Source organism: Nordella sp. HKS 07, from assembly GCF_011046735.1.
Lineage (GTDB): Bacteria > Pseudomonadota > Alphaproteobacteria > Rhizobiales > Aestuariivirgaceae > Taklimakanibacter.
Map to the genome: position 1 here is coordinate 3,941,813 of NZ_CP049258.1, position 20,615 is coordinate 3,962,427.

Genomic DNA, 20,615 nt, shown 5'->3' on the forward strand with positions numbered 1-20,615 from the left:
CACATTGCGTGCGCGGCGCCTCAGTGAGTCCATGCTCAATCCGCACTCGGACATTTATCCGCGACGCGATTGTATTGAGCAAGCGCGGCCTCGTTCGATAGGTGCTTGCGATTTTGCTCCGCTTCGATAGTTTGGACCGGTGGAACGTTCATCAGGCACAGCGTCCGCGAGGCTTCAGCGCGTCGAGGCCGAAGGCAGGCTCGCGGTCAAGCGTGCCGCGCGCGGATCGGTCATTGATCGGCTCTATCAGTCGGGTGCAGCCAAGATCCGGTTTCCGTCGCCCTCGGACAAAACCGTTTGCGAAGCGGTTCTGATCAATACCGCCGGAGGGCTGACCGGAGGCGATCGCCTGTACTGGATACTGCATGCCGGCACCGCAACGAAACTCGTCTGCACGAGCCAGGCCTGCGAACGCATTTATCGGTCGCGGGACAGCGAACCGGCGCGGCTGTCGGTCAGGATCAGCGTCGGCGATAATGCACGGCTGGACTGGCTGCCGCAGGAGACGATCCTGTTCGACGGCTGCGCGCTGGAACGCAGCTTCGATGCTGATCTGGCGCCCAGCGCGAGCCTCCTCATCGTCGAAGCTTTTGTCTTCGGGCGGACCGCAATGGGCGAGATCGTGAACCAGGCGGATGTCAAGGATCGCTGGACGGTCCGCCGTGGAGGACAGCTCGTGTTTGCGGATGCGGTGAGATTCACGGGGAATGATGTGGACAATCGTTTGCGGCGTCGCGCGGTCGCAAAGGGGGATCGTGCCTTGGCGACCGTTGCGCTCATCGCGCCCAATGCGGAGCGGTATCTGAGCCTGATACGCGAGGAGTTTCCCGATATCGCATGCTCAGCCTTTGCTGGCAAGCTTCTTGCTAGGATGACTGCGACTGGGGCTCAGGATCTTCGGAGAGTGCTTATTCCTTTGGCCGAAAAACTGTCGAATGGAAATGCATTGCCGAAAGTTTGGGCGGTTTGATCACAAAAGAGGCGGTCGTGCAGTTGACGCCACGCGAGAAGGACAAGCTTTTGATTGCCATGGCGGCGTCCGTTGCCCGCCGTCGTCTCGAGCGCGGCGTGAAGCTCAATCATCCCGAGGCCGTGGCCCTCATCACGGATTTCGTAGTCGAAGGCGCGCGTGATGGTCGCAGTGTTGCCGATCTGATGGATGCCGGCGCTCACATCATCACCCGCGAACAGGTGATGGGAGGGGTGGCGGAGATGATCGCCGATGTGCAGATAGAGGCGACCTTTCCGGATGGTACCAAGCTCGTCACCGTGCATCAGCCGATCCGATGAAGGGGGAGACAATGATACCAGGCGAAATCTTCACCGCGACCGGCGATATCGAGCTCAATGCAGGATCCGCCATAGTGATGATCAGGGTGGCCAATAGCGGCGATCGGCCGGTTCAAGTCGGCTCGCACTATCATTTCCATGAGGTCAATCCGGGTCTCGTCTTCGATCGGGACAAGGCCTATGGCCGCCGCCTCGATATTCCAGCCGGTACCGCGATACGCTTCGAGCCTGGCCAGACACGTGACGTGCCTCTGGTCCCGATAACGGGTGCGCGCCGCATATTCGGATTTCGTCAGAAAATAATGGGAGCTCTCTGATGCCGGCGCGCATTTCCCGATCATCCTATGCGCAGATGTACGGTCCGACCACTGGCGACCGCGTGCGACTGGCCGATACAGATCTCATCATCGAGGTGGAGAAAGATTTCACCTATTATGGCGAAGAGGTGAAATTCGGCGGCGGCAAGGTCATTCGCGACGGTATGGGCCAAAGTCAGCAGACGCGCAGAGAAGGCGCCGTCGACACGGTGATCACCAATGCTCTCGTTGTCGACCATTGGGGCATCGTCAAAGCCGATGTAGGCTTGAGCGATGGTCGCATAAGTGGGATCGGCAAGTCCGGCAATCCCGATACGCAGCCGAATGTTGATATTGTTATCGGGCCGGGAACCGAGGTGATCGCGGGCGAGGGACGCATTCTCACCGCGGGTGGCATGGATGCGCATATCCATTTCATCTGCCCGCAGCAGATTGAGGAAGCACTGATGTCGGGGATCACCACGATGCTGGGGGGCGGCACGGGGCCGGCACATGGCACGCTGGCAACCACCTGCACGCCAGGCGCTTGGCATATCGAGCGGATGCTCCAGGCGGTGGACGGCTCGCCGATGAATATCGGCATCTCCGCCAAAGGCAATGCATCGATGCCCGGAGCACTCGTCGAAATGATCTCGGCCGGCGCCTGCGCGCTCAAGCTGCACGAGGACTGGGGCACAACGCCGGCGGCGATCGATTGCTGCCTCACGGTTGCCGATGAGCACGATGTCCAGGTTATGATCCACACCGACACGCTCAATGAGTCGGGCTTTGTCGAGGACACCATTGCCGCCATCGACGGTCGCACCATTCACGCTTTTCACACGGAAGGCGCCGGTGGCGGTCATGCGCCCGATATCATCAAGCTCTGCGGCCTTGCCAATGTCATTCCATCCTCGACCAATCCGACCAGGCCTTACACGGTCAACACGGTCGCCGAGCATCTCGATATGCTGATGGTCTGCCATCACCTCGATGCGCGCATCTCTGAAGACATCGCTTTCGCTGAAAGCCGTATCCGTAAAGAGACGATCGCGGCGGAAGACATTCTGCATGACATGGGCGCTTTTTCGATCATCTCCTCCGACAGCCAGGCTATGGGGAGGGTCGGCGAGGTTATCATCCGAACCTGGCAGACCGCGCACAAAATGCGCGTCCAGCGCGGCCGTCTGGCCGATGAGAACGGCGATAACGACAATTACCGAGTCAGGCGCTATATCGCAAAATACACGATCAATCCGGCGATCGCGCATGGGATCGCCCGGCATGTGGGTTCCATCGAGGCGGGCAAACGTGCCGACCTTGTCTTGTGGTCGCCTCCCTTTTTTGGGGTCAAGCCGGACTTGGTGCTCGTCGGCGGCATGATCGCCGCCGCGCCCATGGGGGATCCCAACGCATCCATACCCACGCCGCAGCCGGTGCATTATCGCCCTATGTTCGGGAGTTTCGGCAGGGCGGCGGCGAGGAGCGCGGTGAACTTCGTCTCGAAGGCGGCGCTGGGCCAAAGTGTCGGTGAACGCTATGGCTTGGCGAAGAAGCTGATCGCGGTTGACAACACGCGGTACGGGCTAGGCAAATCCGCGATGATTCACAATGCGGTCACTCCCCGGATCGAAGTCGATCCCGAGACTTATGAAGTGCGTGCCGACGGCGAGTTGCTGACCTGCGAGCCGGCGCAGGTGCTGCCTATGACGCAACGCTACTTCCTGTTCTGACCATGCGTGCGCTGGAGATCCAAAGACACGGAACATGGGCGGGCCCGCCGTCCGATCGTATCACGCTCGATTTTGATGATCGCTGCCGGCGCCGTATTGCCATGAAGAGCGACGGCGGCTTGAGTTTCCTTCTCGATCTCGCGGCGCCACCCTATTTGCGGGAAGGCGATGCGGTGGTTCTCGAAGACGGACGTCTGGTCGAAGTCCGGGTCAAGAGCGAAGAGCTTGCCGAGATTCGCGGCCGTGACCCTTGGCATCTGACCACCCTCGCCTGGCATCTGGGAAACCGGCACCTCGCCGCGCAGATCGAGGCGGATCGCATTCTCATCCGCCACGATCCTGTGGTCGCCCATATGCTGGAGCATCAGGGCGCCAGGGTGACGCGTGTGCGGGAGCCGTTCAGTCCGGAAGGCGGTGCCTATTTGGCGCATCATGGTCATGAGCACTGAAACCCTGACTTTGGTGCGGCTGATGACGTGGCTGTCGCCTTCATTTCCGATCGGAGCCTTCAGCTATTCGCACGGCCTGGAACAGGCTGTTCATCAGGGCATCATCGCTTCGCGGAATGACCTCGCAGAGTGGATCGAGGATATGATCTCGCATGGCAGCCTTTGGAATGACGCCGTGCTGCTCGCTGAAGCCTGGCACGCGACCGTTGACGGCGACTTGCGGCGGTTGCGTCAGGTCGCGCAGTGGGGCGAGGCGATGGCGGTCAGCGCAGAGCGTCATTTGGAAACCATGGAGCAAGGACGTTCATTCCTCAAGGCGGCGCGGGCCTGGGGTAATACGCCTGGCGACTGCTCGCAGATGCCCTACCCGGTGGCAGTTGGGGGCGTCGCGGCACGCCTGAAGGCAAGCTTGGAAAATGCCTGCACAGCGCATCTCCAGGCCTGTGCAGGCAATCTCATCTCGGCCGGAGTGCGCCTCATTCCGCTCGGTCAAACGGAGGGAACGTTGATCATGGCAGGTCTGGAAGACCTGATCGTAGCTGTTGCAGGTAAGGCGGCCAGGTCCTCGCTGGCCGATCTCGGCAGCGCCACCTTCGCCGTCGACATGGCCTCGATGCGGCATGAAATTCTGCCCGTCAGGGTGTTTCGCTCATGAGTCGGATGCACGGACCTTTGCGCGTCGGTATCGGCGGCCCTGTCGGCTCTGGTAAGACGACATTGACGGAAAAGCTCTGCAAGGCGATGCGCGCGCGCTGGTCGATCGCCGTCGTCACCAACGACATATACACCAAGGAAGATGCGTTGATCCTCAACCGGCTGCAGGCGCTGCCGGAGGATCGCATCATGGGGGTCGAGACCGGCGGATGTCCACATACAGCGATCCGTGAGGATGCTTCAATCAATCTCGGGGCGATCGCCGAGCTCAATCGCCGGCATCCCGATCTCGATGTTATCTTCATAGAATCTGGCGGGGACAATCTGGCGGCGACTTTCTCGCCCGAGCTCGCCGATCTGACGCTCTACGTCATCAGCGTGTGCCAGGGCGAGAAGATCCCGCGCAAGGGTGGGCCGGCTATCACCCGCTCGGATCTCCTCGTCATCAACAAGATGGATCTCGCTCCGCATGTCGGAGCCGATCTCGAGATCATGGCGGCGGATACGCGACGCGTGCGTGGTGAGCGGCCCTATGTCTTTACCGATCTCCTGCGCCACAAGGGTGTGATTGAGATTGTGAGGACAATCGAAGAGTTGGGCGGCATGACGCTGTCATGAATCCTGTGACTGACCGCGAAGGGCGAATTCCACCTGGCTGGTCGAGGTGATCCAATCCATGAACCGCTCGATCAGCGGTTCACCTGCGCGGGCTTCCGGGCAGATGCAGTAATAGCTGCGTGCCGCCTCGATGCCGATGCTGTAGGGGCGCACGAGGCGCCCCGACTTCAGATAATCCTGCGCCAGGAGATCGCTGACGAGGGCGAGGCCCTTGCCCTCCAAGGCTGCCGCGATCGCCATCATCAAAGTGCCGAAATAGGCGTTATGCCTGGGAGCGCGGCGGATCCTGGCGGCCGACAGCCAGCGCCGCCACTCAGTGCCGTCATCCTCGTGCAGCAACCATTGGTCGGTGATGTCGGCGAGGGAGCGCAGACCGTCGGCGGAATTGAGGAGCGCCGGGCTGCAGAGCGGCCGCAATTTGACCGTGGCGATCAGGCGCCAGCCAAAACCCTCCTTGGGCGGCGTGCCATAGACGATGGCGACATCGGTCTGCCGCCAATCCACCTGCGCCATGTCCAGCGCCGCCGTCATCTTGAAGGACGAGAGCCCGAAGCTCTGGCAGAACTCGAACATCAACGAGGACAGCCATGCGACGCCGAGCGCCGGGGGCACGGACAGGCGAAGGCTGTCAGCCTCTTTCAGGTCCGGATGCGCCGCAAGCTCGCTCACGCAGCTGCCGATATCGTCGAGCGCGGCGGTAACGGTCCGACGCAGTTCATTCCCACGCGCCGTAAGCCTGATGCGTCGCCCGTCGCGCTCGAACAGGTCGACGGCGAGCGAGGATTGCAGCTTGCGGAGCTGTTGGCTGACGGCCCCGGGCGTGAGGTTGAGTTCGAGCGCCGCCGCGCCGACATGGCCAAGGCGTGCGACCGCTTCGAAAGCCCGCAAATAGCCGAGCTCAAGCCTGTTCATGGGATATGTCTGTTTAGTCATTCTAAATAGAAATTCAGCAAATCAAATAGTTTGTCAACACGTTGACCCCTCCTTAAGCTCTCGTCCCGTCACTTCAGGGATGAACCATGTCCATCAACGCCAGACCCTTCAATTATCCGTATGACGGCAATCTCGACCCCGCCGTTACCGCCTTGCTGGTCATCGATCTGCAGATCGACTTCCTCTCAGCCGATGGTTATTTCGCCCGCAAGGGTTACGATCCCTCGCCGTTGCGCGCGATCATCCCCAATGTGAACGCTCTCATCGCCGCGGCGCGCGAAGCGGGTTGCACCATCGTGCATACACGCCAAGGCTACCGTGCCGATCGGGCCGACATGACGCCTTATGAAGTGTGGCGCCGGCAGCGCGCCGGAATCGACAACACGCAGGTTCTGCTGCGGTCATCGCCCGGCTACGAAATCGTCCCCGAGATCGACGTTCAATCCGCAGACATCATCGTCGACAAGACGGCCAACGGCGCGTTCACTTACACCGATCTCGAGCACGTGCTGCGTGCCCGCGGCATCACCCATTTACTGTTCACCGGCTGCACCACCGATGTCTGCGTGCATACGACACTGCGCGAGGCGCAGGATCGCAATTTCCAGAATCTGCTGATCGAGGACGCCTGCGCCAGCGGCGATGCCTATGCCCATGAAGCGGCGGTCCATATGGTCACTGTGGAGGACGGCATTTTTGGCGTCGTCGCCAAGACTGAGGATGTCATCACCGGTCTGAAGGGCGTACGCCGCTGAGGCGGCAACGAGAGAAGTCCATGCCTTATTTCATTTCCCTCATGCGGCTCACCCAGAAGGGCCTCGATGAGCTTGGTAATTCACCTGAGCGCGGGCGCATCAGCAAGGAGCGCGTCGAAGCCCTCGGCGGCCGTAGCATCTGCCTCTATGCCACGATGGGGACTTATGACTTCGTGCAGGTCTTCGAGATGCCCGACGAGGCCAGCATGATGCAATATGTGATGACTGCGCGGCGTGATGGCCATGTCGAACCGCTGATTCTCCCGGCCTTCGACGCGTCCGAATGGTCGGGTATCGTCGACAAACTCAAGCTCGGCAAATAGGAGGGCGGAGGTGCAGGCGCCCGACTGCCTCGTCATCTCCCGCCGGCAAGAATGAAGACCATACACGCCGCCTTCAATTCGACCAAAGGTGGTGAGTGTCCTTGAGTGCCTGTGTAAGCAGGGCAAGCTCTTGCGTTGTGATTCCATTCCCGGAGAGCGAGTCGGCATGGATGTCGAGAGCGCAGAGTATGACTTGAGATACCTGGCGGCCTTGTTCGGTCAACTCGATGAGACTCGATCTCTTGTCCCATTGCGGTCTGGATAGTTTGACATACCCGCCTTCGGTCAGCTTTGTGATGTTGCGGCTAAGGTTCGTTCCTTCAAACTGTCCTAGCGCCTGAAGCTGCCCGAGAGATACGGGCTTTTCGCTGGCATGACAAAGGATCAGTGCCTGTTCGGCGTTCAAGGCATTGTTTCGGCGGTCATCCGGATAGCGCCGGTGCAATATCTCAACTGATTGTAGCATCTGAGAAAAATGCATGTTTTTGTGAACGAGATCGATCTCGTCATAATCGCTATTGACCGCGGCAGATGAGTTCATTCGTCTGTGTTCCTTTCGCAACAGCATGTACCGCGCGAGGTTATAATGCTTCGAAAGGGCAAAGCGGAAAATTGGATAAATGCAATTAACCATGCGGTATTCGGACAAGTGGCGGGAATCGCTGGCTTCGGGGCGAAGTGCGCGAATACTTTCCTGTTTCAATGATTGTCGCTGTCCGCTTTGAAGGTTAATCCAGCGGGACCCAATCTGAGTGTCTGGTCAATCCATCCCAAGACCGGAATAGGGTGCCGTCAGGTCCCAGATCAAGCCCGAAACATTGCGCTTGATGGAGGCCTCGCCACGAAGCGCTGACGGGGTGAGCTGTTCGAGCACCCTGGTGCCGAAGCCCCTGGACACAGCGTTGTCGACTCTGGGGCCGCCGGTTTCCTCCCAACGCAAGCTGAACCGCTGCGCGCCAGGCTCACCATCGAGCCGCCACGTCACGCTGACCTGGCCATGCGGCAGCGAGAAGGATCCATGCTTGGTGGCATTCGTCGCGAGTTCATGAAAGGCCATGCCGAGATACTGTGCCGCCGTCGACGATAGCCGCACTTGCGGCCCATGCGTGCTGAGCCTGTCCCGCACGCCAAAGTTGTCGAGATGGGCGATCAGAAGTTCCTGCAGATCGGCGCCGTCCTCCTCGCCGTGGACGAGCAGATCGTGCGAGCGCGATAGCGCGGTGATCCGCGACTGGATCAGTGCGTCAAATTCGTCGCGCGACTGAGCTTGCTTGCTGGTCTCGCGGATCACGGCGAGGATGACGGCATATTGATTCTTCACCCGATGCGAGAGTTCCCGCATCAGCATTGTGATGCGCGCCTCGGCCTTTTTTCTGCGCGTGGTGTCCTGGGTAATGCCGATAAAGTGCCGGCCGTCCTGGTCCACCGAGACGCGGTGGTTCTCCAGCCAGATCATTTTTCCATCGGGGCGATAGAAGCGATATTCATCACGCGGCGGCGGCGGCTCGCCATCCTTCATGCGTTTGCGCGCTTCGCTCATGCGTATACGGTCTTCCGGATGCACCATAGACAGGAAGCGCTCGGCCGATGGCGCGTCATTGGCCGGATCGAGGCCGATCAGGCGATAGAAATTGTCGTCCCAGGTCAATCGCCCATCGGGGGCGATCTCCCAGCTCGCCATATCGGCAGCCTTGAACGCGAGCTCGAGACGCCGCCGCTCGAGCTGCAAGGTTCGCCGTTCGCGCTCGAGTCGCTGTACTGATTTATCAAGCAGGTTTACGACGAAGAGGATCAGGCTGCAGACAATGACGAAGCCGATCACCGCGGCGATGTCCCATAGGAGTGAGTGCGGCGCGGTCTCCGAGGTACTTATGAAATAGACAGCAAGAGCGGTGCAAGCGATCAGGGCGGCAATTCCGGCTCGCCGTCCCCCGACAAAGGCGCTCAGCAGAACGGCCGGGTAGAGCGTGAGAAATGGCGGCATGCCGGGCAGCGCCAGACGAATGCCAGCAGCGATCACGACGAATGCCGCTGCCGCCGTGAAACCATAGCCCGGACGCTGCCTCAGCGACGGCAGCCGTCTGTCAATCCACACCGCTCTCTCCCTGCTGAGGGAACCATATCACGACGGCAGAGAAGCGCTATGTCCGAAGCTCAGTCGCGAACACCGCCGATCCGGGCCAATGCGTGATCCCTGCTGGCCGTGTAGGTGACCTCGTTCGGCTTCAACGCCACAGCCCTTTCGATCATCGCAAGGGCGGCTTCATAAGCCTCCTTTGCGCCTTTTCTGTCGCCTTGTTCCTCGAGGACATAACCGCTGTTTATCTCTGCCTTGTAGATGTCATAGAGGAACTCAGGATTCTCGGGCTCGAGGCCGGACGCCTTTACCGCCTGCTTCTTTGCCGCCTCGAACAGCTTCAACGCATCCTGTGGGAAGTTCTTCGTATAGGAGTTGGCGACATCCATATACGCTTGATGCAGGTCGCGCAGGCTGTTGGTGTTGTCCGGGAAACGCTTATTGAATGCCTTTGCCGCCTCGAGTTTCAAATCGTTCTGCGCGAAGAAGCCCTGCCAGTCATTCAGCTTGCTTTTGTCAAATGCCACGCGGCCATGGAAGACGATGACGTCACTCTGATAGACCTGCTTGTCCGGATGCGCCTCGGCCACTTTGATCGCATAATCCAGGCCGGCTTGATCATAGGTCAGCGCGTTCGCATAGTCCTTGAGCTGGACGTAGGATCCCGCAAGCTTGGTATGATAGAGGGTAGCGTTGCGTTGCCACTCGACGTTCTCGGGATCGAGGCTCGCGAGCTTGAGCACTGCCTCGTGAGCTTTCTTGCTGTAGCCAATGGCCGTCACGTCGTCGGGAACGAACTCGTACCAGGTGGCCATCCTTTCATAGGAGGTGACCAGATCCGCGACCCACAGCTTGTTCGTCGGATCGGCGTTCACCAGTGTCTGGCGAATTTCGTTGGCCGCTTTGTAGGCGGCGAGCGATTTCTCCGCATCCTCCTTGGTTATGAGGTTGTCGCCGAAATACGTCGTCTCGCCGATCCTTTCGAGCACGCCGGCAAAACCGCGCTGCCACGCCGTATTCTTGGGATCGGCCGCGATGAGGCGCTTGATGATCGCCGCTGCCGACTCTAGTGACGTCAAAGCGGGTTTGGCGCCGTCTTCGCTGTATTGCTTGTGGGCCCGGGCCTCATCGAATTGTATGGCGCCCATCGCTTCATAGGCGCTTGCGAGGTCGAATTGCCGCAAGGCATCGTCCGGCCTGGCATCCGCCAGCTTCCGGGCAAGGTCGAGACTCGCCTGATAGGATTGGAGGGCCTCGGGGAGCTTCTTGCCTTCCTGCTGGAGCTCACCGATGAGCCGGTGACTGCGCGCCAGCGTAGTCTCCCAATCGTCATTGGCCGCATCGCTCGCAACCAAGCCTTTCACGATGTCGCGGCTGGCCTCATAGGAGGCCAGTGCCATTTGCGGATTGCCTTGCAGCTTATGCAGGGCGCCGACCTTGAGATAGGCGGCAGCTTCCAGACCGCGTGCGGCGCCATCGGCGGGGTGGGCCTGGGCGAGCTTCCTGCGCAAGGAGAGCCCATGTTCATAGGCGGCAAGAGCGCCGTTGGAATCCCCCTGGTCACGCAGGACATCGCCCAGCTTGAGCGTGCTGAGAGCGAGTTGGTGACTCCAGGTGCGACCATCCGGCTGCGCATCGGCGAGGTGCGTCGCCGCGGCTTGTCCCGCCTCGAACGCCTTTCGGGCCTTCGCCAGATCGCCGACGGTCACATAAAGGTCGCCCAAGTCATTGAGTGTCTGCAACTGCTGTTCACGCTGCTCATCCGGCAATGCTTCGCGACTGACTTCACCATAAAGCGCCGTCGCCTGTTCATAGCTGGCAATGGCGAGGTCATATTTGAGATCGGCACGCGAGGCGCCGCCGCTGATCGCATGTGTGGTCGCTTCCGACAAAGTGCGCTCGAGGAAATTTGCCTTCAGCGCATCCCGTGAGGTGGAATCGATGGTTGCCGCAGCCGCGAGCTTGCCGCGCGCCGTGTCGAAGGCACCGAGCGCCAGTTGCTGTTCCGCTTCCTGCCGCAGCTTCGTTACCGCCGGATCGGTCGATGACAGCGTCCGCATCTGGTTGCGCGTCGTCACGAAGGCATCGGCCGCATCGGCCAGCTTCCGGGTACGCTGCTCCAATGTCAGGTCCTTCGCGTCCGAGGAGATCAGCGCGCCATAAAGCGGCGCCAGCGGCATGTCCTTCTCAAGCGCCAGCCGCTCGATCTCGTCGCGCAGATCCGGCGTGACGTCCGCCATGGCGAGGAGCAGTCTTTCGCGTTCCGGGAGCTTGTCGGCGGTCGTGGCCGCGAAGAACAGCTTGGGCAGGCCGTTCTCGATATAGGGCAGTTGGTTGCCGCGCGACTGATCATAGACTTCCTGCTGGACAAGGGTGAGGGCGGAGCGGATCTCCAGACCGTCGGTGCCGAGATATTTGGCAAGCGCCGTGGTGAAGGGCGAGTTGGGGCCCTGGCCGTCGGAGGCGGTGGCGCCTGGAGCAGCCGAGAAGGCGAAGAGCACGTTTTCAGCGCGGCCCATCCGGCCGAGTCCCGGCCTCACATCGAGTTGCGCCTGCGGCTCCTCGACCACCATGGCGCCGCGGCTCGTTCCGTCGGCGCTTCCGCCTCCTAAGGGATCATTACGGCAGGCATCAAGCATGATGATGCCGACCTTACCGATCTCGGCGACGACGGCGCGGATCTCATCGAGCGGCATGGCCGAGGATCTGAGCGCGTCGACCGTATGCGCCGCGGCATCGGTAGGAAGCAGGAAGTTCTGCCCCGAGATCTCGACGCCATGGCCGGCGAAGAACACCAGCGCCACGTCGGCGCCTGCCGCATCCTCGCGAAAATCCTCAAGCGCACGGCGCATGCGCTTCAAGTCGCGGTTCGATTCGAGCGTGACCTCGAAGCCGAGATTCTCGAGAGTCTTTTCGATGCTGAGCGCGTCATTGACCGCATTCGAGAGCGGGCGGATGGTCTTGTAATCGTCGGCGCCCATGACCAGCGCGACGCGCTTTTCGGCAAGCGCGTGGAGTGGGGTCACGAGAATGAAGAATGCGGTCGCAGTAATGCGCAGCACGAGGAGCCTCCCGGATCTATCGGGCCGCAAGACACCACGCCAATAAGGCGGCCGCAAGCCTGATTTTGTGCTTTCGGATGGCCGGATTTTGACGAAACGGCAGTATCGAGGTGTCTAGAGTTTGAAGGAGTAGAGCATTGCCGTCTCCGCCCTGCGTCTGAAGCTCTCATAGAAGGCCCGGGCTTCGAGATTTTCCGATTCGGTACCAAGCCAGGCTTCGCCGCAGCCAAGCTGCCGGCCAAGAGTGAAGGCGGCCTGCATAAGCCGTGTTGCAACGCCCCGACGACGGGCTGAGGCGGTGACGCCCACCTCATCGATGAACAGGTCGCCCGGACGGTTTTCCGGATGCTCATAGGACAGGGCGGTCAGTTGCCCGACGATGACGCTCTTCTCGATGGCGGCGAAGAGATGGTGCCCGGGAAGAGCCAGATATCGGCTGAGCTTGGCACACGCGATTGGATCGTCGAAGACGTCCTCGGCGATATTCTCGAACAGGCCTTCATCGCCCGGCGCGCAGAGATGACTGGTGATCTCGTCCATGGGGACGGGCTTAGGCCGCCCCCCGGGTCAGATCAAGCACCACGCGGCCGACGATCTTGCCCTGGCGCATCTCCTCGAGGACCGCATTGACATCGAAGAGGGACGTCGTCCTGATCTTGGCGCGCACGAGGCCATTGGCGGCGAAATCGAGCGCCTCATGGAGGTCGGCGCGGGTGCCGACATTCGAGCCGCGGATGGTCAATTCCCAATTGGTGATCGCCGCGATCGAGGTCCGGATCTCATCCGACTTGCCGCCGGGCAGCCCGATATAGGCGACGGTGCCGGCGGGCCTGAGCATCAGGATCGCCTGCTCGAAGGCCTTGCTCGCCACCGCGGTGACCACCGCGGCATGGGCGCCGCCGATCTTCGTCTGGATCGCGGCAACGGCGTCTTCCCGCGCTCCGTTGACCAGAACCTCGGCGCCCAGCGACTTGGCGAGTGCGAGCTTGTCCTCCGCGACATCGACCGCCGCCACGCGCAATCCCATGGCGCGCGCATATTGAACAGCGATATGGCCGAGGCCGCCAATGCCGAGCACCGCGACCCATTGGCCGGGCCGGGCGCCGGTGCGCTTCAGGCCGCGATAGGTGGTGACGCCGGCGCAAAGGATCGGCGCCAGCTCGAAGAAATCGGCATCGGCCGGCAGGCGGCCGACATAGGCGGCGGGTGCCACCATATATTCCGCATAGCCACCGGGCTTCGAATAGCCGGTCGCCTCGCCCGATTTGCAGATCGTCTCCATGCCGGCGAGACAGAATTCGCAGGCGCCGCAGGAGGAATACATCCAGGGCACGCCCACCGGATCGCCGGTTTTGAAGCCCGTCACGCCCGGGCCGAGGGCGGCGACATGACCGGCCACTTCATGACCGGGAATGAGCGGCAGATTGGGCAACGGCGACCAGTCGCCCTCGATCGCATGCAGATCACTGTGGCACACGCCGCAGGCCTTCACCTTGATCAGGATTTCGCCATGGCCAGCCTCGGGGATGGCGACATCTTCGATCGCGAGTCTGTCCTTGATCTTGTGCAGGACTGCCGCTTTCATCGTCTTCGCCATGATCTGTTCCCCTCCGCTCTGTGTATTGTGAGGAAGCAAACTAGATTTTCCGACCGCCAAGTGACCATATCCCCAAAGCGATAGGGGGATGCGGAAAACCAAACTGCTATCTCTGGTCGGGAAAGCCAAATACAATGCGCCATCAGAGAGGGGTTCGATTGGTGACAAACCAAGCACCACGCCGCCATTTGCTGCTTGACAGCTTCAGCCGCAGCGCTGTCGAGCTGACGCAGGCGCTGGAGACCAGCAATTTTGTTCCCGCCCTCCTGGGGGCGGTGCAGCGCATCGTTCATGCCGATTTCGTCATGGTCTTCGGCTATCGAGGTTCCGATCAGCCAAATCTTCTGGGCGATACGCTCGACCGCGAGCGTCACAGGGTCATCGCCGAGGATTACATCAACGGACCCTATCTGCTCGATCCCTTCTATCAGTTGGTCGAGGACGGGCGGCGAGAAGGCTGTTTCCGCCTGCACGACATCGCCCCGGACCGGTTCCGCCAAAGCGAGTACTATCGCACTCATTACAAGCGCACCGGCATCGGCGAGGAAGTCGGCTTCGTTTTCGACGCCGGCCGCGGCGTCACCGGAGTTACCTCAGTCGCCCGCTGGAGGTCTTCGCCGGGATTTGCGCGCGACGAGCTCGAACTTCTGCAGACCATCGGGCCGGCGATCGGCGCCTTCTGCAGTCGCCATTGGAGCCGGATCAGTCGGGCCACGCTGGTTGCGGACCACGCGGCCAGCGCCAATGCGGTCTCGGCGCTCGAGGATTTTGCCGGTGGCATCCTCTCGGCGCGGGAGCGGCAGATCATGACCATGATCCTGCAAGGCCATTCTACCCAGTCTCTCGCGCATCACCTCGATATCAGCCCGGGTACGGTGAAGATCCACCGCAAGAACGTGTATCGGAAACTCAATATCTCGACCCAGGCCGAGCTTTTTGCCGCATATCTGGCCTTTGTTCAGTCCCGTGGCGATAGCACCGGCCTATTCCCTGGGGGATATACAAAGCGGCGGCCATCTCTCCGATAATCGGCCACCGCGCTAGAAAACACTTGGGAGGGAAACATGACGAAAAGCTGGTACAGCGATCTGCCGCAATTCTATCAACGCCAGATCAAGGCCGCGGGCCTCGACGAGGCGGGCCTCACCCGTCGCCGCCTGCTGAAGGGCATGGCCGCGAGCGCGGGCGTTACGATGGCCGGGCTGTCCTCACGCCCATCGCAGGCGGCAAGCCAGATGACCTATATGTGTTGGGAAGGCTACAACGATCGCCGCATTATCGATCCGTTCAACAAGGCGAATGACGTCGAGATCGCTTTCGACCTGATCGTCGACAGTCCCGGCGGCTTTGCCAAATTGCAGGCCGGCGCCTCGCGCGAGGTGGACATCGTCTCGAGCGACATGCCCTGGATCACCCGCCTGGGGCCTGCAGGTTTGGCGCAGGAACTCAACCCCGACGACTATTCTGATGTCTATGCAACCTTTTACGATCAGTTCAAACCGCCCTTCGAGCCTTTGATCCATGACGGCAAGACGATCGGCGTCGCCACGCGGTGGGGCTGGGTAGGACCATGCGTCAACACCGACCTCACCAAGCCGGAGATCTGGAAGAGCTATGATCCGGTTTTCGACGATGCCAACAAGGGCAAGATCTGCGTGATGGACTGGGGTGATTGGCCGATCCTGCCGATGGCGCTCCATGCCGGCATCAATCCCTACGAGGAGCTTGACCAGAATGCGCTCGAGGAAGTGCGCAAGGTGCTGCGGGCGATGTTCAAGAACACCCGCACGCTGGTGGCCGACCTGACCCAGGCGCAGAAGGGCTTGCTCGACGGCTCGCTGCTTGGCTGCATTGGCGCCGGTTCATATCTGACGTCCGCCGTGCGCAAGCAGGGTCATAAGAACATCATTGCGGTGGTGCCTGAGCCTAAGAATGGCCTGAAGCAGGGCATCATCTGGGTCGAGGCGACGGCGATCCTCAAGGATACCGATCAGCCGGAGCTGTCGCAGAAGCTCTTGAAGCATGTCGTCTCCAAGGAGTCCGGGCACATCCTGTCGCTCCTCGATTCCACCTGCAACGTCGTGACCAACAAGGCGGTCGAGGGACTCTATACGCCGGAGGAGCGCGATATTCTGCAGGTCGACTATATGTGGACGGCCTGGGACAACTCACAGATGCACCGCATCGCGCCGAATATCGACGAGATGCTGGCTATCTGGCAGGAGGAACTGGCGGCGGCGCAATAGCTCTATCGTCATGTCCGCCATTCTCGACATCCAGGATGTACGGAAATCCTACGGCAGCTATGCCGCGCTGAAAGGCGTATCCTTGAGCGTCAACCAGGGCGAGTTCATCGCCCTGGTCGGCCCGTCGGGCTGCGGCAAGACGACCTTGCTCAAACAGATCGCCGGCTTCGAGGAGCCGGATGCCGGACGCATCGCGATTGCCGGAGCCGACATGGCCGGTGTGCCGGCGGCAAGGCGGCCGACCAGCATGGTATTCCAGAAGCTGGCGCTCTTCCCGCATATGACGGTGGCCGAGAATATCGGCTTTCCGCTGAAGCTGCGCCGGACCGACCCGGCCGAGATCCGAAGGCGCGTCGGCCAGATGATCGAGCTGATGCAGCTCAAGGGCGAATATCTGACGCGCTATCCACGCCAGCTCTCGGGCGGCGAGCAGCAGCGCGTGGCGCTGGCGCGCTCCATGGTTTCGCAGCCGAAGCTTCTACTGCTCGATGAACCGCTCTCGGCCCTCGACGTGAAGCTCAAGAAGGTGCTGCAGGCGGAGCTCAAGCGCCTGCACCGCTCCGTCGGCGTGACTTTCGTGCATGTGACGCATGATCTCGAGGAGGCGATGATGCTCGCCGACCGCATCTGCGTCATGCGGGACGGCGGCGTCCTGCAGCTCGGCACGCCCGCCGATATCTATTATCGCCCCGCCGGCAGCTTCGTCTCGGGCTTCATCGGTGAAACCAATCTGTTGCCGATCACAGTGACGGAGCGCTCCACGACGGGAATCTCCTACAAGGCCATCGATATTACCGATGGCGACGGCCGGATCGCGGCCAATCTTGTATCCGGCAATGTGGCGAAGGGACCGGCAATTCTCATGCTGAGGCCCGAATTGCTGCGCGTGCTGTCAGCGGGTGAGCCGGCCGACGGCGTGATCGGTGCCGAAGTGACCGAGATGTTCGGCAAGGGCGGCACGGTGCAGTATCGCGCCTCGACCGCGAGTGGCCAGACGCTCGTCGTCGAAATCCCCGGCACGTCGTCGCTGCCGATGCGCATTGGCGACAAGGTCAAGTTGGGCTTCACCAAAAAGGATATCTATGTTTTCGAGGCGCAGGCCTGACCATGGCGGAGGAGGTCCCGAGAAGCTGGCGTGACCCGGAGTTGCTGATCAAGGCTCTTCCGACGGTGATCCTGCAGACGACCTGTTTCTTGGCACCTCTGGTGATGACCTTCCTGCTCACCTTTCAACGCAGCCGGAACTTCCAGCTGCAATGGAGCTGGGATCTGTGGACATGGACCGACATCTTCTCCAAGCCGCATTACTGGACGATCCTCGGTCATACGATCGTCATGGCGGCCGCCACTGTCGCGATATGCCTGATCATCGCTTTTCCCATCGCCTATGGGCTCGCCACCCGCTTCAAGCGCTGGGAGAACGAGATCAAGGTGCTCATAACCTTCGCCTTCATTACCGACGCGACGCTCAAGATCTATGGCTGGGCGCTGTTCCTCGACAAGAACGGCATGGCCAACTATGCCTTGGGCTCCATCGGCCTGCCGCCCGAGATGGTCGCCTTTCTCTATACGGACTGGGCGACCTTGCTCGGCATGGTTTATTCGCTGTCCGCCTTCGCGATCTTCACGCTCTATCTCTCGATCAGCAATATCGACCGCTCTTTGATCCTGGCCGCCTATGATGCCGGCGCCGGCAAGTTCAGGGCGCATTGGGAGATCACGCTGCCTCTGTGCAAGCCCGGCATCTGGGCCGGCAGCGTGCTGATATTCCTGCTGAGCGTCGGCGCTTTTCTCGAGCCCAAGGTTCTCGGCGGCGGCAAATCGCCGATGTCGGCGGAACTCATCCGCCAGACCTTCGAGACCCGGGTGAACTGGCCGCTTGGCGCAGCACTCACCCTTGTGCTGATGGTCGTGTCGGTCTTCATCGTGCTGTTGTTCACCCGGCTGATCGGCCTCAAACGGGCAGGGCTTGCCGCATGACCGCCAGGCTTGAGGGCAGGTTCATCGATATCGTGCTGTGGGGCAGTCTCGCCGCTATTCTGATCTTCTTCTATGTCCCGATCTTTACGTTGATCGCCTTCTCCTTTCAGGAAGGGCGATTCCTGACTTTGCCCTTCGAAGGCATCTCGCTACGCTGGTATGGCGAGTTGTTCCGCAATGCCAACGCGCTCAATGCCCTATGGAACTCGACGGTGATCGCGGTCGCGACCACGGTGATCGCGACCGCGATCGGCACGATGGCGGCAATCGTCGCTGTGCGTTACCGGTTCAAAGGCAGGGATGCCTTCCGGCTCCTTGCCGGCGTTCCCCTGGCCTTTCCACAATTGCTTTTGGGCATCGTGCTGCTCTTGTGGTTCTCGGTTCTGGGACGCGCGCTCGACTTCTCAACGGGTTTCACCACGGCGATCATCGGCCATATTGTCTACATCACGCCCTTCGCCATGGTGATCGTCGCCGTGCAGGTCTTCAACTTCGATGCGACCGTCGAGGATGCGGCGCGTGACTGTGGCGCCAGCAATTTCGAAGTCTATCGCTATGTCACCATCCCGCTTCTGTGGCCCGGCATCTTCTCGGCGGCGATATTCGCCTTCCTCCTGAGCTGGGGAAATTTCTATCTGACCTACAGTCTTGCCGGATCGACCCGAACTCTGCCGACATTTATTTTTTCGGGCATCGCCATAGGCTCATCGCCGCTTTATCCGGCGATCGCGACAATCGTTTTCATACCCGGAATTCTGCTGGTGATCCTAGCTAATCGGTTGCGCCGGACATGATGTCGCGCGGTTCGACAGGCGTTATTGCTGACGCATAAGCCGGGGCAATTCCTTGAGAAAGACCGCTCTGACTGCAGGTCCCCGGGGACCTTGTGAAGAGTCATCCTTGCCGACCTCGAGGCGGGCGAAGACGACGCGCTGGCCGCGCTTCTCGGCCCAGCCCACGAACCAGCCGATCGGCTGCGTGCGGTCGAACTGGCCCTTGCTGTTGCGCAGCCAGATGCTGCCGGTCTTGCCATAGACTCGCCATCCGCCCGGAGCGTCGAAGCCGGGGATGATCTTGCGCGTCTTGGCGTGGGCTTCCTTGGCCACAGGCAACGCGTATGACAAAAGCCTGTGGATGAACTGTGCCTGCTCGTCAGGAGAGATCACCAGCGACGAGGCGAGCCAGGCGTGGGTCAGGCCATTGTCCTTGCCCGGGTCGCCCGACACATCCTTGTTGCCGTAATCGAGGGCCGTCACATAGGAGGTGAACTTTTCAAGGCCCAGGCGACGTGCCACCTCGCGTGAATACCAGAGAACGGAATCGCGCTCCCACGCCATCGGATCGACAGTCTTGCGGTCGCGCTTTGGCGCATCGATCCCTTCATGCCAGGTCCAGGCCGGGTCATGGGTGCCTTTCAGGATGCCGGCGTCGAAGCCCATGACCGCGAGAGGAACCTTGAAAGTCGAGGCGGGACTGAAGCGTTCCGCGCAGATGCCCTCGCGATGGATAGATTTGCCGGACGAGGCATCGAGGATCAGGGTGCAGGCCCTGGGCTTCGGCTCTGCTGTAGCGGCGCCAGAAACGAATCCGATCCCAACCAGGATAACGATGACGAACAGCCGCGAAGACGTGAGGAAACGAATCATTCTTGACCAATAGCACAGGCGGAGTCTGATCGTGTTTGCGGGCGGGCAACATACCTATCTTAGGCAACTTTGCTGTCGGTTCACTCTCTGCCTCTGTAATTCTCCTCGGCGGCTTCCCGGATCTCGTGCCAGGTGGCGGGAAAGTCACGCCTGATTTCGGCAAGGACCTCGCGGGCGCGGTGGTCGGTGAAGGCATAAGCCTTGTCATCGGCTCCGATGAAGAAGACATCGCAGGCCATGTCGTCCGGAAACGCCTCGTCATGAATGGGGCGGATGCGCACTTCGAGATCGCCGACCACGATATCGCGTTCGCGCAACGGAATATGCGCCGTGACGATCATCGGGCGGAGGTGTCGGCGAGTCCGCGGGTCAATTCGGCATGGCGCGCCCGATCGGCATCATTCCACCTGTCCTTCATGGTGAGGTCGGCGAGTTCCCTCTCTGCCGGGCTCGCTTCTGCCCAGGCCTTGGCATAGGCCTCTATGTAAAGCGCGTTGCGGCGCCGGCGGGCTTCGGCTTCGGTGAAGATCATCATGTCGTCCCTTTCCTGACGACAGTCTGTCTATACGTTATAGGTGAAAAATGTCAACGCAAAAAACGTATAAAATTGCGAAACGCTGCCTGCCTGACTTGAATTTAGTTCTTGATATGTTCTAAGGAGTTGCGCATGTTGGGTTAGGCTCTCGCGCCTGGGAGGAAGCAAATGAGCATGCAGACTTATTTTGTCGTTCAGCCTTATCTCGAAACCAAGAGGGGGGCACTTGTCGCATTGCCGCCGATACAAGCCAGGGACGCCGATCACGCACGGCGGCTTGTTTCACGCCAGGCCGGAGGCGCGGTCGGGGCGGTAGCCTTTTCGCGGCGCGTCGACCCGGAGGCGGGCGACTATGAGGAGGCGATCGTGCTGCTGCGCTGGGGGCGGGTGCCCGATGATGAGGATCAGGCCGCGGCCTGAA

General features: G+C 60.8%; 24 protein-coding genes. 15 read left to right on the forward strand and 9 right to left on the reverse strand.

Going from position 1 to position 20,615, the window contains the following annotated elements:
- Positions 1–139: 139 nt before the first annotated feature.
- From G5V57_RS18530 to ureG, 7 genes are read left to right on the forward strand one after another with little or no spacing between them, the layout of a single operon-like run.
- Complete coding sequence (locus G5V57_RS18530) at positions 140–970, forward strand: urease accessory protein UreD (protein WP_165169042.1); 831 nt, start codon at positions 140–142, stop codon at positions 968–970.
- 17 nt (positions 971–987) lie between these two features.
- Complete coding sequence (locus G5V57_RS18535; RefSeq protein WP_165169043.1) at positions 988–1,290, forward strand: urease subunit gamma; 303 nt, start codon at positions 988–990, stop codon at positions 1,288–1,290.
- An 11-nt stretch (positions 1,291–1,301) separates the two neighbouring features.
- Entirely contained in the window at positions 1,302–1,607 is a 306-nt protein-coding gene (locus tag G5V57_RS18540; protein WP_165169044.1) for an urease subunit beta, read from the forward strand.
- A complete protein-coding gene (gene ureC, locus G5V57_RS18545; protein ID WP_165169045.1) occupies positions 1,607–3,319 on the forward strand; it encodes an urease subunit alpha in 1,713 nt (570 codons plus the stop codon). The genes G5V57_RS18540 and ureC overlap by 1 nt, the downstream gene beginning before the upstream one ends.
- A 2-nt stretch (positions 3,320–3,321) precedes the next feature.
- On the forward strand, positions 3,322–3,768 hold the full coding sequence (locus tag G5V57_RS18550) for an urease accessory protein UreE (RefSeq protein ID WP_165169046.1): 447 nt from the start codon (positions 3,322–3,324) through the stop codon (positions 3,766–3,768).
- Positions 3,758–4,423 carry an urease accessory protein UreF gene (locus G5V57_RS18555; protein WP_246737287.1) on the forward strand — a complete coding sequence of 222 codons (666 nt, stop codon included), beginning with the start codon at positions 3,758–3,760 and terminating at the stop codon, positions 4,421–4,423. The genes G5V57_RS18550 and G5V57_RS18555 overlap by 11 nt, the downstream gene beginning before the upstream one ends.
- Complete coding sequence (gene ureG, locus G5V57_RS18560; RefSeq protein WP_165169048.1) at positions 4,420–5,040, forward strand: urease accessory protein UreG; 621 nt, start codon at positions 4,420–4,422, stop codon at positions 5,038–5,040. The genes G5V57_RS18555 and ureG overlap by 4 nt, the downstream gene beginning before the upstream one ends.
- Here the strand turns inward: ureG and G5V57_RS18565 are convergent.
- Positions 5,035–5,952, reverse strand: coding sequence for a LysR substrate-binding domain-containing protein (locus G5V57_RS18565; protein ID WP_165169049.1), 918 nt, complete (start codon positions 5,950–5,952; stop codon positions 5,035–5,037). The two genes, ureG and G5V57_RS18565, sit on opposite strands and share 6 nt — an antisense overlap.
- Positions 5,953–6,059: 107 nt before the next feature.
- Between G5V57_RS18565 and G5V57_RS18570 the strand changes: the two genes are divergently transcribed.
- Positions 6,060–6,728 (forward strand): cysteine hydrolase family protein, encoded by a 669-nt coding sequence (locus tag G5V57_RS18570; protein ID WP_165169050.1) that lies wholly within the window; start codon positions 6,060–6,062, stop codon positions 6,726–6,728.
- Between the two features lie 20 nt (positions 6,729–6,748).
- Entirely contained in the window at positions 6,749–7,051 is a 303-nt protein-coding gene (locus G5V57_RS18575) for a GYD domain-containing protein (RefSeq protein ID WP_165169051.1), read from the forward strand.
- A gap of 73 nt (positions 7,052–7,124) precedes the next feature.
- On the opposite strand, the gene G5V57_RS18580 is transcribed toward G5V57_RS18575, so the two are convergent.
- The 5 genes from G5V57_RS18580 to G5V57_RS18600 all read right to left on the reverse strand — a co-directional run bounded on the left by G5V57_RS18580 (position 7,125) and on the right by G5V57_RS18600 (position 13,787).
- Positions 7,125–7,754, reverse strand: coding sequence for a MarR family winged helix-turn-helix transcriptional regulator (locus G5V57_RS18580; protein ID WP_165169052.1), 630 nt, complete (start codon positions 7,752–7,754; stop codon positions 7,125–7,127).
- A gap of 57 nt (positions 7,755–7,811) precedes the next feature.
- A complete protein-coding gene (locus G5V57_RS18585; protein WP_165169053.1) occupies positions 7,812–9,146 on the reverse strand; it encodes a sensor histidine kinase in 1,335 nt (444 codons plus the stop codon).
- A 59-nt stretch (positions 9,147–9,205) separates the two neighbouring features.
- Complete coding sequence (locus tag G5V57_RS18590; protein WP_165169054.1) at positions 9,206–12,190, reverse strand: caspase family protein; 2,985 nt, start codon at positions 12,188–12,190, stop codon at positions 9,206–9,208.
- 114 nt (positions 12,191–12,304) lie between these two features.
- On the reverse strand, positions 12,305–12,730 hold the full coding sequence (locus G5V57_RS18595; RefSeq protein ID WP_165169055.1) for a GNAT family N-acetyltransferase: 426 nt from the start codon (positions 12,728–12,730) through the stop codon (positions 12,305–12,307).
- A 10-nt stretch (positions 12,731–12,740) separates the two neighbouring features.
- A complete protein-coding gene (locus tag G5V57_RS18600) occupies positions 12,741–13,787 on the reverse strand; it encodes a zinc-dependent alcohol dehydrogenase (protein WP_165169056.1) in 1,047 nt (348 codons plus the stop codon).
- A gap of 161 nt (positions 13,788–13,948) precedes the next feature.
- Here G5V57_RS18600 and G5V57_RS18605 point away from each other — a divergent pair, with 161 nt between their 5' ends.
- Genes G5V57_RS18605 through G5V57_RS18625 form a run of 5 tightly spaced genes read left to right on the forward strand, consistent with a single transcriptional unit; the run spans position 13,949 to position 18,807 of the window.
- Positions 13,949–14,815 carry a LuxR family transcriptional regulator gene (locus G5V57_RS18605; RefSeq protein WP_165169057.1) on the forward strand — a complete coding sequence of 289 codons (867 nt, stop codon included), beginning with the start codon at positions 13,949–13,951 and terminating at the stop codon, positions 14,813–14,815.
- Between the two features lie 36 nt (positions 14,816–14,851).
- The gene (locus tag G5V57_RS18610; RefSeq protein WP_165169058.1) at positions 14,852–16,033 is read left to right on the forward strand and encodes a PotD/PotF family extracellular solute-binding protein; all 1,182 of its coding nucleotides are present in this window, start codon (positions 14,852–14,854) and stop codon (positions 16,031–16,033) included.
- Between the two features lie 10 nt (positions 16,034–16,043).
- Positions 16,044–17,138, forward strand: a complete 1,095-nt coding sequence (locus G5V57_RS18615; RefSeq protein ID WP_165169059.1) for an ABC transporter ATP-binding protein — start codon at positions 16,044–16,046, stop codon at positions 17,136–17,138.
- 2 nt (positions 17,139–17,140) lie between these two features.
- Entirely contained in the window at positions 17,141–18,013 is an 873-nt protein-coding gene (locus G5V57_RS18620) for an ABC transporter permease (RefSeq protein ID WP_165169060.1), read from the forward strand.
- Entirely contained in the window at positions 18,010–18,807 is a 798-nt protein-coding gene (locus tag G5V57_RS18625; protein ID WP_165169061.1) for an ABC transporter permease, read from the forward strand. Before G5V57_RS18620 ends, G5V57_RS18625 begins: the two co-directional genes overlap by 4 nt.
- Positions 18,808–18,828: 21 nt before the next feature.
- Here the strand turns inward: G5V57_RS18625 and blaOXA are convergent, their stop codons facing one another.
- The 3 genes from blaOXA to G5V57_RS18640 form a co-directional block, all read right to left on the reverse strand.
- Positions 18,829–19,659 (reverse strand): class D beta-lactamase, encoded by an 831-nt coding sequence (gene blaOXA / locus G5V57_RS18630; protein ID WP_165169062.1) that lies wholly within the window; start codon positions 19,657–19,659, stop codon positions 18,829–18,831.
- A gap of 80 nt (positions 19,660–19,739) precedes the next feature.
- On the reverse strand, positions 19,740–20,000 hold the full coding sequence (locus tag G5V57_RS18635; protein WP_165169063.1) for a hypothetical protein: 261 nt from the start codon (positions 19,998–20,000) through the stop codon (positions 19,740–19,742).
- The gene (locus G5V57_RS18640) at positions 19,997–20,194 is read right to left on the reverse strand and encodes a hypothetical protein (protein WP_165169064.1); all 198 of its coding nucleotides are present in this window, start codon (positions 20,192–20,194) and stop codon (positions 19,997–19,999) included. The genes G5V57_RS18635 and G5V57_RS18640 overlap by 4 nt, the downstream gene beginning before the upstream one ends.
- Positions 20,195–20,362: 168 nt before the next feature.
- Here G5V57_RS18640 and G5V57_RS18645 point away from each other — a divergent pair, with 168 nt between their 5' ends.
- Positions 20,363–20,614 (forward strand): hypothetical protein, encoded by a 252-nt coding sequence (locus G5V57_RS18645; RefSeq protein ID WP_165169065.1) that lies wholly within the window; start codon positions 20,363–20,365, stop codon positions 20,612–20,614.
- Position 20,615 lies beyond the last annotated feature (1 nt).